This is a genomic window from Sinobaca sp. H24 (assembly GCF_023845525.1).
The window spans coordinates 15,450-28,833 of sequence record NZ_JALBWT010000009.1; the positions used below are offsets into that span (position 1 = coordinate 15,450).

The following is a 13,384-nucleotide window of genomic DNA, read 5'->3' on the forward strand; positions in this document are numbered from 1 at the left end:
CTATGCCCACTATAAGATAGAAGGCGCTGATAATATGTTGGAAAAGAAATGGATCCTGCTTGTCTGTCTCAGCGGCTTAGCCGCTTTCATTATTTTAGCACAGGATGTGGCTGGTGGAACATCTACAGCCTGGGAAAAGCCAATCATTGAGGCTGTGCGAAGCTGGACGAATACATTTACTACAGAAATATTTAAATTTATAACGTCGCTTGCGAGTGTTATTTTTACAACGATTGTAACGACACTTCTTACCCTGTTGTTCTGGGTTCAGAAAAAATGGAAAAAAGGCTGGATTGCCGCTGTGGCAGTAGGTGGAAGCGGAGCGGTAAACTATGGTTTGAAAAATCTTTTCTCCAGAGAGAGACCTGCTGTTAACCAGCTGATTGAAGCCGATGGATTCAGCTTCCCAAGCGGACATGCAATGAACGCGCTTGTCATGTACGGAATGATTGTAATCATTACAGTGCTCATTGTGAAAAATGCAGCTTTGAAAATAGCGGTCGCCGCGGCGGCAGTTGTACTTATCCTGTTGATCGGACTGAGCAGGATTTACCTGGGAGTGCACTATCCGGGAGATGTGATGGGAGGTTTTATCGTCGCATCGATGTGGCTTCTGATTACCGGGTCATGGTATATTAAAACAGACCTTGAAGAATCCCTGTCTAAAAGCAGATTGAGAACAAAACATTAAGGGTATAACGGAAGAAGAGTATTCACAATATGAAGATGAGGTGGAAATATGTTTAAAAAACTATTTGGATCAAAAAGTGAACCGAAAGAAGTAATGATTAAGTCGCCGGCTACGGGAAAGTTTGTTGATTTAAAAGACGTTCCGGATCCAACCTTTTCAGAAAAAATGATGGGAGAGGGATTTGCAGTAGAGCCATCTGAAGGCAGAATCGTTTCTCCTGTTAAAGGAAAGGTCTCACAAGTGTTCCCTACAAAGCATGCAGTCGGTATTAAATCAGACGAAGGTCTAGACGTGTTAATTCATATCGGCCTTGAAACTGTTGCTTTAAATGGAGAAGGCTTCACGACCCATGTATCAGAAGGAGATAAAGTAAACCCGGGCGATCTGCTGGTGGAATTTACGCTTGCTGATATTAAAGAGAAAGCTAAGAGCCTGATTACACCTGTCGTATTTACTGAAGGAGAACAGATTCAGGATATTACTGCTCATGCACAGACAGAAGTAACTGCTGGTGAGACTGATATGGCTACGGTGACGGTGAAAGGTTAGAAAATTACAGGGTTCTGTTCACTAAATATAAACGAAAAAGAGACAGCGCTCCGATCAGCGGCTGTCTCTTTATTATGATTTCTGAAATACAAAAGTTCATTTATTGTTTTATACATCAATGACAGTGCCGGCATCAAGAAATCCGATAACTAATGCAGCCAGCACAAAACAATAAACAGCGAAATAAATCAGGCGGCCTTTGTTTAAAAAGTCAATCAGCCAGATGATACCAATATAGGATGTAATAAAAGAAGCAATTAACGCCACTGCAATTGGCCCATAGCCGATGATGCCAAGCTGGCCGGAAGTCAGGTCACCGATAGCAAGCACAGATGACCCGGCAATAACGGGAATAGATAATAAAAAAGAATACCGCACGGCTGTTTCCCGGCTTAATCCAGCGTATAACCCTGCAATGAGAGTAGAAACCTGAACGTGAAAATCCCCGGCAGAACAGCAAGTGTCTGAGCAAGACCTACTACGATAGAATCAAGTATGGTCATTTCTTTTTCCGTACGGGTGCCTATACGGTGGAAGCGTTCAATAAGAATGAGGAAAATACCAGTCAGTGTCAGGGACCCTGCGATAACAAATGGCGTTTTAATCCCATCGCCTACAGCGCCTTCAAGGATAATACCTAACGCCCCGGTAATGAAAGTGGCAATGATAATAAATAGGATAAAAAGAAATTCCGGCCTGTCTTCTGTATTCCGCTTAAGTAAAAAACGAAAGAAGACCTGTATAAGATGAATAATATCTTTTCGGAAAAAACAAGATGACAGCCGCTACAGATCCTAAGTGAAGGATAATCTCAAAAGACAACCCGGGAAATGTATAGCCAAAAAGCATTTGCGCGATAACAATATGTGCTGTACTTGATATAGGAAGAAATTCAGCAATACCTTGAACTATTCCAAATATCAATGCTTCGATAATAGTCACTATGTTCACTCCTTTTTCTTTACCAAATGCTATTTTAGCAAAACGACGAAACAATAGAAAAGGGTGTTTTAGCCTCCTACTTTGCTGAATCACAAAAATGACAAACACAAATACATCTAAACTATGTATGATAGAGAAAGAATGAGCAGGCAGGTGAGGGAATGAATAAGAAAAGGTTACCCTTATAATTATTGGATTGGCAGCAGCTGCTGTTTTGTATATTATTATCAGCGGCAGTGCCAGGCAGGTAGGATCAGAGCCGGGAGACCGCGCTCCGGATTTTTCGCTTCCTTCCTATAGTACCGGTGAAGATACTGCGCTGAGTGACTACCATGGGAACCTGATTGTCCTTAATATGTGGGCTTCCTGGTGTGAGCCATGTGTTAGAGAACTCCCGGCGCTCTTAGACATCCATGAAAATTACAGGGAAGAGGATGTCAAGGTAATTTACCATGAACATGAATTCCTACGAACGGACACAGGAAGAAGCAGAAGCGTTCGCAGAAGAATTCAATCTATCCCAGTCTCCTTCCGCCATTGACATAGATGGAGATATGGCAGATGCGTATCAGCTTCAATACCTTCCGACGACAGTCATTATCGATGAAGACGGTATAATTATTGAAAAAATAGCCGGAGAAGTTACATATGAACGCATGGAACAGGTTATCGAGGAAAATATCTGAGGAGGAACAAAATGGATTTTACAGAAAAGACTATTTCAGGAGAAAGAATTTACAGCGGTAAGGTCATTAATGTAGATGTAGAAGAAGTCGGCCTGCCGAATGGGAAAACAAGTAAAAGAGAACTTGTACGCCATCCCGGGGCTGTAGCAGTTATCGCTGTGACAGATGATCATAATATTGTGATGGTACGTCAGTATCGAAAAGCACTTGAAAAAGAGATACTGGAAATTCCTGCAGGGAAAATGGAAGAGGGGGAAGAGCCGCATATTACTGCAGGCCGAGAACTCGAAGAAGAAACCGGGTATAAACCACTCAGCCTGAAAAAAATTGCTTCTTTTTATACTGCTCCAGGCTTCTGCGATGAACTGGTCCATCTGTATGAAGCAGACATTGATAAGCCGGGCACCCCGTTTACAGATGAAGATGAATTTGTACAGGTAGAAGAAATTTCGCTCGAAGAAGCGGAAGACGCTATCGAGAAGAATCTTATACACGATGCGAAGACAATGTATGCTGTTCAATATTTGAAGCTGAGAATCAACAAGGAATAGTTGATTCTCACTTAATAATTATTATAAAGTGGTATTATTATCATTATTAATTGACACTCCTCTTTAGCATTATTATAATGTGAATATAGATTGATTGAGAAGGAGGAGGATAAAGTGGAACAGCGTATTGATCGATAAAAAATCAGCTACATTCCAAAAGCTATAAGTTAACTCCTCAACGGGAAGCAACGGTTCGTGTACTGCTTGAAAATGAGGAAGATCACCTAAGTGCAAAGATGTATACTTACTCGTAAAAGAAAAGCGCCGGAAATCGGTCTTGCTACCGTATACCGCACCCTTGAGCTTTTAAATGAACTGGAAATTGTCGATAAAATAAATTTTGGAGACGGTGTCTCCCGTTATGATCTTCGAAAAGAAGGAGCTGCCCATTTCCATCATCATCTTGTCTGTATTGAATGCGGAACGGTAGATGAGATCCAGGATGACCTGCTTGGAGATGTAGAAAAGATTGTAGAAAAAGACTGGAACTTCAAAATTAAAGATCACCGCCTGACGTTTCATGGTGTTTGCCACCGCTGCCAAAACACAGGAGAGGAATCAGATACAGAAAAGAAACCGAAAAAGAAAAATCAGGTGAAAGTCCGTTAAACCTTTTCAGAAATGAGAAGGTTTTTTATTTTGTCTTATTGTTAGAAAAGTAGAACTTTTTAGAAGTTGGAATCGATGAGGAGATAAGGATGATGACGCTTTATTGCTTATGTTATGATATGCCTGTACGATTTGTAAATGGAAGGAGGGCGGCTCTGAGGTGAAGATGGATATCATGGATTTCCTGCATTACTGCCGGGTGGAAAAGGGACTGTCACAAAACACTGTTCAATCCTATCAAAGAGATTTAAAGCACTACATAGCAAGCGTGGAAAAAGCTGGCGTCTCCAAAACAGCCGATGTGGAAAGGCTTCATATTCTGGACTATCTCCATGAAAAAAAAGAAGAGGGACGTACGACTGCTACGTTGTCAAGGTATCTATCAACGATTCGTGCGTTTCATCAATTTGCTCTAAGAGATGGAAAAGCTAAGAAAGACCCATCTGAACTTATTGAAACGCCCCGAAAAAAGCAGAAAGCTTCCCTCTGTCCTTACGTCACAGGAAGTAGACCGTCTTCTGGAGGCTTCTAAAGGAACGACTGCTTTTTCACGAAGAAAATGCCATGCTGGAGCTGATGTATGCAACGGGTCTTCGTGTAACGGAGCTGTGTGAGCTCAAAAGCGGAGATATTCATTTAGAGATGGGATTTGTGCAGTGTCTGGGAAAAAAAACAAAGAGCGGATCGTCCCTCTTGGAAAAGTCGCGGCAGAAGCAGTAGAGACTTATGCAGGAAATGGACGTTTGGAGCTGATGAAGCAAAAACGGCATGATACTTTGTTTGTAAATCATCACGGAAATCCGCTTTCGAGACAAGGATTTTGGAAGATACTAAAGGGAGCTGCGGAAAAGGCCGGCATTGAAAAAGCCCCTCACCCCGCATACGCTCAGGCACTCTTTTGCTACACACCTTCTTGAAAATGGAGCTGATTTGAGAGCCGTTCAGGAAATGCTCGGTCACACCGATATTTCGACAACTCAAATATATACACATGTATCAACCCATAAACTTAAGGATGTATATTTACATTATCATCCAAGGGCATAACGAAAAAAAGGAGACTAACGATGAATGATTATCCGTTCAAGCGAATGTTTGTTGTTGTTATGGATTCAGTAGGAATAGGAGAAGCACCCGATGCCGGAGAGTTTGGCGATCAAGGTGCCGACACGCTCGGTCATATAGCAGAAAAGATGAATGGCCTGCATGTACCTAATCTTGAAAAACTAGGATTGGGAATGATCAAAGAAGCACAGGGGATTTCAACAGTGTCCTCTCCAGCCGCATCCTACGGCATTATGGAAGAAGCATCTCAGAGCAAGGACACGATGACTGGTCACTGGGAAATGATGGGACTTTATATCGGTGAGCCGTTCCAGACATTTCCAGAAGGGTTCCCCCTGATTTAATCGGAAAGCTTGAAGAAGCCACAGGACGGAAAGTAATTGGCAATAAAGTAGCATCAGGTACAGAAATAATAGAAGAGCTTGGCGAAGCGCATGTGAACAGCGGCGATTTAATTGTATATACTTCTGCCGATTCGGTTCTGCAGATCGCGGCCCACGAAGATATCGTACCGCTCGAAGAGCTGTATGATATCTGCGAAAAGGCCCGGAAAATGACCTATGATCCGCCTTATATGTTAGGAAGAATCATCGCGCGGCCTTTTACCGGAGCAGCCGGTGCATTTGAACGCACTTCCAACCGGCACGATTACGCATTAAAGCCATTCGGACAGACTGTGCTGAACTATTTGAAGGACAGCAGTCTGGATAGTCTGGCAGTTGGAAAGATCAGCGATATTTTTGATAATGAAGGTATTACCGATTCCCTGCGCACCACCTCAAACATGGATGGAATGGATAAATTGATGCAGACGATGCATCGTGATTTTACAGGTCTAAGCTTTTTAAATCTTGTTGACTTTGACGCAAAATTCGGGCACCGTCGTGATCCGATTGGATATGGCAAAGCAATAGAAGAGTTTGATCAAAGACTGCCGGAAGTAATGGAGAGTATGAAGGAAAACGATATTCTTATTATTACGGCAGATCATGGCAATGATCCGGTCCATCCGGGTACAGATCATACAAGAGAGATTGTGCCGCTTCTTGCCTATTCGCCCTCTATAAAGACCGGACGGGATCTCGGAACAAGAAAGACATTTGCTGATATTGGGGCCACAATCGCTGAAAATTTCAATGTACCGATGCCGGAATACGGCAGCAGCTTTTTATCAACTTTAAACAAGAATGGAGACAAATAATGAGCATAATAGATAACGTTCAAAAAGCAAGCAGTGCCATTCAATCCTTTACAACGATTCAGCCTGAAATTGGTTTGATTTTAGGGTCCGGCCTTGGTATTCTCGCGGACGAAATAGAAGAGGCTGTAGTTATTCCTTATGAAAAAATACCAGGCTTTCCTGTTTCCACCGTTGAAGGTCATGCAGGTGAACTTGTTATTGGAAAGCTCGAAGGAGTTGCAGTTGCAGCGATGAAGGGCCGCTTTCATTATTACGAAGGCTATTCCATGCAGGAAGTTACTTTTCCAGTGCGCGTCATGCATTCGCTTGGTATAAAAGCGCTGTTTGTAACGAATGCTGCCGGCGGCATTAATGAATCGTTTAAGGCCGGCAATTTGATGAGGATCAAAGACCACATTAATCAAATGGGGGCAAACCCGTTAATCGGTAAAAATGAAGAATCGTTCGGCACCCGTTTTCCGGATATGTCCAACGCTTATTCTGAAAAACTTGCCCATATTGCCAATAAAGCCGCGAAAGAACTCGAAATTGATTTACAAGAAGGGGTGTATGCGGCGAACACGGGACCGTGTTATGAAACCCCTGCAGAAATAAAAATGCTGCGGATTCTTGGGGCTGATGCCGTAGGTATGTCCACCGTTCCCGAAGTTATTGCAGCCGCTCATTCCTCTATACAGGTACTCGGAATTTCCTGCATTTCCAACATGGCCGCCGGTATCCTGGACCAGCCTCTCAGCCACGATGAAGTGATGGAAACGACGACAGCGGTACGTGCTGAATTTTTATCATTGATGAAAAATATCGTAAAATGGACGGGGGAAGAGCTGTAAATGGGTATATCTGCAGTGGAAATAAAAGAAGCGGCTGATTTTATTCAGTCCAGGATAAACAGAGCTCCTGCTGTCGCTTTGATTCTGGGATCAGGTCTTGGGGACCTGGCAGAAGAAATTGAAGAACCGGTCCACATTCCTTACAACGAGATTCCGCACTTTCCAGTATCCACAGTGGAAGGGCATGCAGGGCGCCTGGTTATTGGGAAGTTTCAGGGAAAAGAAGTGATTGCTATGCAGGGACGCTTTCATTACTATGAAGGGTATTCGATGCAGGAAGTAACCTTTCCAGTTCGTGTTATGAAAAGCCTTGGAGCAGAGAACCTAATTGTAACCAATGCGTGCGGAGGCATGAATAAAAGCTATCAGCCCGGCGATTTAATGGTGATCGAAGACCATTTAAATATGACAAACGACAATCCGCTTATTGGAGAAAACCTGGAGGCATTCGGCCCCCGCTTTCCTGATATGAGTACAGCATATAATAAAGAATTTCAGGAGCTTGCCCATCGCTGCGCTGAAAAAGATGGTTTAACACTGCAGCAGGGAGTATATGCAGGTATTACAGGACCTTATTTCATGTCTGCAGCAGAATTGATTATGCTTCGCCGTCTCGGCGGAGATGTAGTAGGCATGTCCACGGTGCCGGAAGTTATCGTGGCCCAGCACAGTGGAATGAATGTGCTCGGCATTTCCTGCGTTACAGACATGGCAGTTGGAGAAGATCTGCAGGGAGTAACCCATCAGGAAGTGATGGAAACTGCGGCGCGGACAAAGCCTAAATTTATTTCATTAGTAAAAAAGATTATAAAAGATATGCCGGCATAGAAAGACTCTAAATGAAACGAGGCAGATACAATGAGAATGGTAGATATCATTACAGACAAACGGGACGGAAAAGAACTCCCTCAGGAAGCAATTGAATGGTTTATTAACGAATATACAAAAGGAACGGTGCCTGATTACCAGGCAGCTGCCTTTGCAATGGCTGTATATTTTAAAGGGATGACCCAGTCGGAGGCTGCCGCGTTGACGTTTGCGATGGCGGCTTCCGGAGACCAGCTTGACCTCACTGCAGTCGAAGGAGTCAAAGTCGACAAACATTCGACCGGAGGGGTGGGGGACAAAACGACCTTGATTCTGGGTCCTATTGTAGCTGCGCTTGGCATTCCGGTAGCAAAAATGTCCGGCCGCGGTCTCGGGCATACCGGAGGAACAATTGATAAGCTGGAAGCTTTTACAGGATTTCAGACAGAAATCAGCCAGGACGAGTTTATTAAGCTCGTAAATGAAAATAAAATTGCGCTTGCCGGACAGAGCGGAAATCTAACTCCGGCTGATAAGAAGCTCTATTCGCTGCGGGACGTAACAGGAACAGTGAATTCTATTCCGTTAATTGCAAGTTCGGTCATGAGCAAGAAAATTGCCGCCGGAGCCGATGCTATTGTACTTGATGTGAAAACAGGCAGCGGTGCGTTCATGGAAAGCGTTGAAGAAGCAAGAGAGCTCGCCGGCGCGATGGTTGATATAGGGAAATCCCTGGATCGGAAAACAATGGCTGTTATATCCGATATGAATCAGCCGCTGGGCCGCTTCGTTGGAAATGCGCTTGAGGTAAAAGAAGCCATAGATACACTAAACGGCAAAGGACCGAAAGATCTTCATGATTTAAGCGTTACGCTTGCAGCTCATATGGTAGTACTGGCTGATAAAGCCTCTAATTTGGAAGAGGCCGTAAAGCTCGTGGAGCAGGTTATTGAAAACGGAGAAGCATTGAAAAAAATGAAGCAGTTTATTGAAGCGCAGGGCGGGGACGCCTCTTCAGTGGATGATTCAAGCCTGCTGCTTAATGCTGCACATTTAATAGAAGTCACTTCAGAAAAAGATGGGTATGTCAGCGGCATGAAAGCTTCAGAAATTGGACGTGCAGCAATGACTCTGGGAGCTGGACGGGCAACAAAAGACGATGAAATTGATTATGCTGTGGGAATTGAACTTCGTAAAAAGATTGGAGACCGCGTGCAGGCAGGCGATGTGCTTGCTGTGCTGCATGCCAATCAGACAGAAGCTGCCGAGGCTGCTGCCATTGTTAGAGAGGCCTATGAATATTCCGAGTCAGAAGTTATACCCGAACCGCTTATCCACGATACGATCGTATAAAATAGTGCCTGAAAACAGCCGCGAGAGTTTTTCTTTGTACTCCTGCAAATAGATGCTACAATATAAATCACTGAATGGGAGTAGGGGGAAAAGCGATGTATTTACACGGCACCAGCCAAATAAACAAAAAGGCCACCTGGAAATAGGCGGCGTGGATACGATGGATATTACAAAAGAATATGGGACGCCGGTTTTTGTTTACGATGTCGAACTGATACGACGCAGAGCAAGAGGCTTCAAAAAAGCATTTGAAGCAGAAGGCGTGCAGTATCAAGTAGCTTATGCAAGCAAAGCCTTCAGCTGTATTGCTATGGTTCAGCTTGCTGATGAGCTTGGATTAAGTCTGGACGTAGTATCAGGCGGGGAAATGCTTACAGCCAAACGGGCAGGATTTCCGATGGAGCGTGTACACCTTCATGGAAATAATAAATCCCTTGAAGAAATTCAAATGGCACTGGATCTGGATGTCGGGTGTTTTGTTGTAGATAATTTTCATGAACTCGATATGCTCAAAGAGCAGACCGAAAAAATGAAAAAGTCTCCGCATGTGCTGATCCGCACAACTCCTGGAATCGAAGCTCATACACATGAATATATTTCAACGGGACAGGAAGATTCCAAGTTTGGTTTTGACTTAACGAGCGGACAGGCTGACGAAGCAATTAAACGACTGAAAGATCATCCTTACCTGCAGCTAAAAGGTATTCACTGCCATATCGGCTCGCAGATTTTTGATACTCATGGATTTTCGATGGCCATTGAGAAGCTCTTCAGCCAGATTATCCGCTGGAAGGAAGAACTGGACTTTGAGCCGGAAGTGCTGAATGCAGGCGGAGGTTTTGGCATACGTTATGTTGAAGGAGACGAACCGCTGCTGCCTGAGGAGTATGTGACCTCTCTAATTCATACAGTGCAGGAGCAGAGCTCGCTGCACGGCCTGGATATGCCGGAAATCTGGATTGAACCCGGCCGGGCGATGACCGGGGACGCTGGAACAACTCTTTATAAAATAGGATCCCAGAAAAACATTCCAGGGGTGCGCCGGTATGCGGCAGTCGATGGAGGAATGACCGATAATATACGCCCCGCCCTCTATCATGCAGAATATGAAGGGGTACTTGCGAACCGTGCAAATGACAAAGCAGAAGATACATTTGCCATAGCCGGAAAATGCTGTGAGTCAGGAGATATGCTGATTTGGGATCTGCCGCTTCCGGAACTTGCCGAAGATGACGTGCTGGCTGTTTTCTGCACAGGTGCTTATGGGTATGCCATGGCTAATAATTATAACCGGTTTTCAAGGCCGCCGGTCGTGTTTGCAGAAAATGGAACGACCCAGCTTGTTATAAGAAAAGAAACGTACGAAGATTTATTAAAAAATGATTTGCCTCTCCGCTCTGCAGAGAGGGTATAATAGAACAGCCGGTTTTAATCAGCCGGGCTTTACATTTTAAAAAAGGTGGTTGATTGTAATGAAAAAAGGAAGCATTAAGTTTGAAAATGGAGAAGAAATTCAAATTGAATTCTTTGACCAGGATGCACCAGGAACAGTAGAAAATTTCGAAACACTTGCGAATAAAGGGTTTTACAACGGATTGAACTTTCACCGTGTCATTCCTGGATTTGTAGCTCAGGGCGGAGACCCAAGCGGCAATGGAACAGGCGGACCGGGTTATACTATTAAGTGTGAAACAGAAGGAAATCCTAATAAGCACGGTAAAGGCTATTTATCTATGGCACATGCCGGCAAAGATACAGGCGGAAGCCAGTTCTTTATTCTTTTTGAACCGCAGCCACACCTGGACGGCGTTCATACTGTTTTTGGTAAAGTAACAGAAGGTCTTGATACTGTTGATAGAATTAAGCAGGGAGACGTTATGCAGGAAGTGAAAGTCTGGAGCGAATAAACAGGCTTAAAAAACCGGCGGAATGCCGGTTTTTTTACATAATAGTACCGTCAGGCATTTTTAGTTGACGTTTCTCATTTGGTTATCATATGATAAGGTATATACTTTTTAGAAAATAACATTGGTATCTGCCGTGCGGCAGTTCCTTCGGGGTCGGGTGAAAGTCCCAACCGGCGGTGATAAAGAGTGCGCTCTTTTTAGTCCGTGACCCGTAATGCTTAGGCAGAGCGGTGGATTCGGTGAAATTCCGAAGCCGACAGTAAAGTCTGGATGGGAGAAGGAAACCATGTTTAAATAGGCTGCCTGCTGTGGATACACACGTAAAGCAGCAGCGGCCTTTTGCACCTGTTGACAGGGCTTATTTAAACGTGATTAATTACTCCCCCGAAGGAAAGTCCTTCGGGGGTTTTTATATGCCTCGAAGTCTGTTGAACGAGTCAGCGGGAAGGGCTGTAATAACAATGAATGATGAAACCTATATGAAGCTTGCACTGGATCTGGCCGCTTCTGCTGACGGACAAACATCCCCAACCCGTTAGTTGGAGCAGTATTAGTAAAGAATCATCAAATCGTCGGCATGGGCGCTCATCTGAAAGCAGGAACGCCTCACGCAGAGGTGCATGCAGTCCGTATGGCAGGCAAGGAGGCAGAAGGCGCTGTAGCCTATGTAACATTAGAGCCGTGCAGCCATTATGGGAAAACGCCCCCCTGCGCTGACCTGCTGATTGAAAACGGAATCCGAAGAGTCTTTATAGCCTCTGTTGATCCAAATCCTCAAGTAAAAGGCAGGGGAATTGAGAAACTGAGAGCGGCCGGCATTTCTGTTGATATCGGTGTACTGAAAGAAAAGGCAGATAGCATCAACCGTTTTTTCTTTCACTATATGAAAACAAAAACTCCTTATGTGACGCTTAAAGCTGCAGCAACGCTTGATGGTAAAACGGCTACGTATGCAGGAAGCAGTAAATGGATTACTGGGGAAAATGCAAGAAAAGACGTTCACTTAAACCGTATGAAGCATGACGCAATATTAGTCGGTGCAGGAACAGCAGCTGCAGACGACCCCTCTCTAAATGTTCGACTCGAGCAAGCGTTCAGACAGCCGGTACGTATTGTGCTGGATACGTCGCTGCGGACGCTTTCAACTGCGAAAATGCTTCAGGATAATGGCGCCCCTGTCTGGATCGTCTGCACAAGCCAGGCCGAAGAAAAGAAAAAGCAGGAACTAAAAGCGGCAGGAGCAGAAATAATCGAGCTTGCAGACGACACCATTTCTATTTCGGTTCTTCTTAAAAAGCTCGGTGAAAAAAACATCCAGTCCTTGTATGTGGAGGGCGGTTCTACTGTGCATGGCAGCTTTTTGGAAGCAGCTGCATTTCAGGAACTTCATTACTATATAGCGCCTAAGCTGGTGGGCGGAAAAGACGCGTTTCCAGTGTTTGGAGGACAGGGAATGGAGCTGATGGAAAACGCAGCGCAGCTTGTCATTAAATCAACGGAAACATTGGGAGAAGATATTAAGATGACGGCTTTTCCAAAGGAAGGATGAATGCTATGTTTACAGGGATTATAGAAGAAAAAGCTATTATCGCTCATATGAATGATCATGAGACCCATATGGAGCTGAAAATAAAAGCTGAAAAAATTATGCAGGATATGAAAGAAGGCGACAGTATTTCCATCAACGGGGTCTGCCTCACTGTCACTGCTTTTGACGAAAGCATGTTTCAGGTGGATGTTATGCCTGAAACAATGAAAAGCACCAGCCTTCAGGCTCTTCAGGAAAAAAGCCCCGTGAATGTAGAAAGAGCGATGGCGGCCAATAATCGATTCGGAGGTCATTTCGTAAGCGGCCATGTGGACGCTGCAGGAAGAATTGCATCCATCGAGCCGCTGGCAAACGCGGTTTATATTCATATTGAAGTACCGGAGCAGCTGATGCCGTATATGATGCTGAAAGGATCTGTGACGCTTGACGGTATTAGTCTTACGTTATTTGGAGTGGACGATGAAGCATCTACTATTACGGTTTCGATTATCCCCCACACCTGGGAAGAAACAAACTTGTCTGCCAAGCAGATCAATGATCCTATCAATGTAGAATGCGATGTATTAATGAAGTACACGGAACGCCTGCTTGAAACAAAATACAAAAAGGCGTAAAACTCCAATAGGAAGAAGGCAGGTGCATCA

The 13,384-nt window shown here is 44.3% G+C and carries 13 protein-coding genes, 5 pseudogenes and 1 riboswitch; of the genes and pseudogenes, 15 read left to right on the forward strand and 3 right to left on the reverse strand.

Annotation, left to right across the window (positions count from 1 at the left end; translation table 11 throughout):
* Window positions 1-34: 34 nt before the first annotated feature.
* Both MMY81_RS13335 and MMY81_RS13340 read left to right on the forward strand, forming a co-directional pair.
* Window positions 35-691 (forward strand): phosphatase PAP2 family protein, encoded by a 657-nt coding sequence (locus tag MMY81_RS13335; protein ID WP_252313299.1) that lies wholly within the window; start codon window positions 35-37, stop codon window positions 689-691.
* 48 nt (window positions 692-739) lie between these two features.
* Window positions 740-1,240 (forward strand): PTS sugar transporter subunit IIA, encoded by a 501-nt coding sequence (locus tag MMY81_RS13340; protein ID WP_252313300.1) that lies wholly within the window; start codon window positions 740-742, stop codon window positions 1,238-1,240.
* A gap of 108 nt (window positions 1,241-1,348) precedes the next feature.
* On the opposite strand, the gene MMY81_RS33370 is transcribed toward MMY81_RS13340, so the two are convergent.
* Genes MMY81_RS33370 through MMY81_RS33380 form a run of 3 tightly spaced genes read right to left on the reverse strand, consistent with a single transcriptional unit; the run spans window position 1,349 to window position 2,182 of the window.
* Window positions 1,349-1,618, reverse strand: coding sequence for an undecaprenyl-diphosphate phosphatase (locus MMY81_RS33370; protein WP_374561851.1), 270 nt, complete (start codon window positions 1,616-1,618; stop codon window positions 1,349-1,351).
* Window positions 1,619-1,632: 14 nt separating this feature from the next.
* A complete protein-coding gene (locus MMY81_RS33375; RefSeq protein ID WP_256497897.1) occupies window positions 1,633-2,022 on the reverse strand; it encodes an undecaprenyl-diphosphate phosphatase in 390 nt (129 codons plus the stop codon).
* Window positions 1,955-2,182 (reverse strand): undecaprenyl-diphosphate phosphatase, encoded by a 228-nt coding sequence (locus tag MMY81_RS33380; protein WP_308215321.1) that lies wholly within the window; start codon window positions 2,180-2,182, stop codon window positions 1,955-1,957. Before MMY81_RS33380 ends, MMY81_RS33375 begins: the two co-directional genes overlap by 68 nt.
* 214 nt (window positions 2,183-2,396) lie before the next feature.
* Here MMY81_RS33380 and MMY81_RS35245 point away from each other — a divergent pair, with 214 nt between their 5' ends.
* The 13 genes and pseudogenes from MMY81_RS35245 (at window position 2,397) to ribE (ending at window position 13,354) form a co-directional block, all read left to right on the forward strand.
* On the forward strand, window positions 2,397-2,723 hold the full coding sequence (locus tag MMY81_RS35245) for a peroxiredoxin family protein (RefSeq protein WP_374561854.1): 327 nt from the start codon (window positions 2,397-2,399) through the stop codon (window positions 2,721-2,723).
* Complete coding sequence (locus MMY81_RS13350; protein WP_252313301.1) at window positions 2,635-2,868, forward strand: hypothetical protein; 234 nt, start codon at window positions 2,635-2,637, stop codon at window positions 2,866-2,868. Before MMY81_RS35245 ends, MMY81_RS13350 begins: the two co-directional genes overlap by 89 nt.
* Window positions 2,869-2,879: 11 nt before the next feature.
* Window positions 2,880-3,419: an NUDIX hydrolase gene (locus tag MMY81_RS13355; RefSeq protein ID WP_252313302.1), complete on the forward strand. Its 540-nt coding sequence runs from the start codon at window positions 2,880-2,882 to the stop codon at window positions 3,417-3,419.
* Window positions 3,420-3,533: 114 nt separating this feature from the next.
* Window positions 3,534-4,028: pseudogene (fur, locus tag MMY81_RS13360) on the forward strand (ferric iron uptake transcriptional regulator).
* A 160-nt stretch (window positions 4,029-4,188) separates the two neighbouring features.
* A pseudogene (gene xerD / locus MMY81_RS13365) lies at window positions 4,189-5,075 on the forward strand (site-specific tyrosine recombinase XerD).
* A gap of 20 nt (window positions 5,076-5,095) precedes the next feature.
* A pseudogene (gene deoB, locus MMY81_RS13370) lies at window positions 5,096-6,294 on the forward strand (phosphopentomutase).
* Window positions 6,294-7,124: a purine-nucleoside phosphorylase gene (locus tag MMY81_RS13375; protein WP_252313303.1), complete on the forward strand. Its 831-nt coding sequence runs from the start codon at window positions 6,294-6,296 to the stop codon at window positions 7,122-7,124. Before deoB ends, MMY81_RS13375 begins: the two are co-directional and overlap by 1 nt.
* Window positions 7,125-7,952 (forward strand): purine-nucleoside phosphorylase, encoded by an 828-nt coding sequence (locus tag MMY81_RS13380; RefSeq protein ID WP_252313304.1) that lies wholly within the window; start codon window positions 7,125-7,127, stop codon window positions 7,950-7,952.
* Between the two features lie 30 nt (window positions 7,953-7,982).
* Window positions 7,983-9,284, forward strand: a complete 1,302-nt coding sequence (locus MMY81_RS13385; RefSeq protein WP_252313305.1) for a pyrimidine-nucleoside phosphorylase — start codon at window positions 7,983-7,985, stop codon at window positions 9,282-9,284.
* A gap of 95 nt (window positions 9,285-9,379) precedes the next feature.
* Window positions 9,380-10,698: pseudogene (gene lysA / locus MMY81_RS13390) on the forward strand (diaminopimelate decarboxylase).
* A gap of 58 nt (window positions 10,699-10,756) precedes the next feature.
* Window positions 10,757-11,191: a peptidylprolyl isomerase gene (locus MMY81_RS13395; protein WP_120193303.1), complete on the forward strand. Its 435-nt coding sequence runs from the start codon at window positions 10,757-10,759 to the stop codon at window positions 11,189-11,191.
* A gap of 139 nt (window positions 11,192-11,330) precedes the next feature.
* A riboswitch (FMN riboswitch) is annotated at window positions 11,331-11,477 on the forward strand.
* 175 nt (window positions 11,478-11,652) lie between these two features.
* A pseudogene (gene ribD / locus MMY81_RS13400) lies at window positions 11,653-12,740 on the forward strand (bifunctional diaminohydroxyphosphoribosylaminopyrimidine deaminase/5-amino-6-(5-phosphoribosylamino)uracil reductase RibD).
* A 5-nt stretch (window positions 12,741-12,745) separates the two neighbouring features.
* On the forward strand, window positions 12,746-13,354 hold the full coding sequence (gene ribE, locus MMY81_RS13405; RefSeq protein WP_252313306.1) for a riboflavin synthase: 609 nt from the start codon (window positions 12,746-12,748) through the stop codon (window positions 13,352-13,354).
* Window positions 13,355-13,384: the final 30 nt, after the last annotated feature.

Excerpts from the sequence above, each read along its gene's own strand:
- MMY81_RS13375 (WP_252313303.1), top strand. The coding sequence starts at position 6,294 with ATGAGCATAATAGATAACGTTCAAAAAGCAAGCAGTGCCATTCAATCC.
- ribE (WP_252313306.1), top strand. The coding sequence starts at position 12,746 with ATGTTTACAGGGATTATAGAAGAAAAAGCTATTATCGCTCATATGAAT.
- MMY81_RS13340 (WP_252313300.1), top strand. The coding sequence starts at position 740 with ATGTTTAAAAAACTATTTGGATCAAAAAGTGAACCGAAAGAAGTAATG.
- MMY81_RS13385 (WP_252313305.1), top strand. The coding sequence starts at position 7,983 with ATGAGAATGGTAGATATCATTACAGACAAACGGGACGGAAAAGAACTC.
- MMY81_RS13350 (WP_252313301.1), top strand. The coding sequence starts at position 2,635 with ATGAACATGAATTCCTACGAACGGACACAGGAAGAAGCAGAAGCGTTC.
- MMY81_RS13380 (WP_252313304.1), top strand. The coding sequence starts at position 7,125 with ATGGGTATATCTGCAGTGGAAATAAAAGAAGCGGCTGATTTTATTCAG.
- MMY81_RS13335 (WP_252313299.1), top strand. The coding sequence starts at position 35 with ATGTTGGAAAAGAAATGGATCCTGCTTGTCTGTCTCAGCGGCTTAGCC.
- MMY81_RS13395 (WP_120193303.1), top strand. The coding sequence starts at position 10,757 with ATGAAAAAAGGAAGCATTAAGTTTGAAAATGGAGAAGAAATTCAAATT.
- MMY81_RS13355 (WP_252313302.1), top strand. The coding sequence starts at position 2,880 with ATGGATTTTACAGAAAAGACTATTTCAGGAGAAAGAATTTACAGCGGT.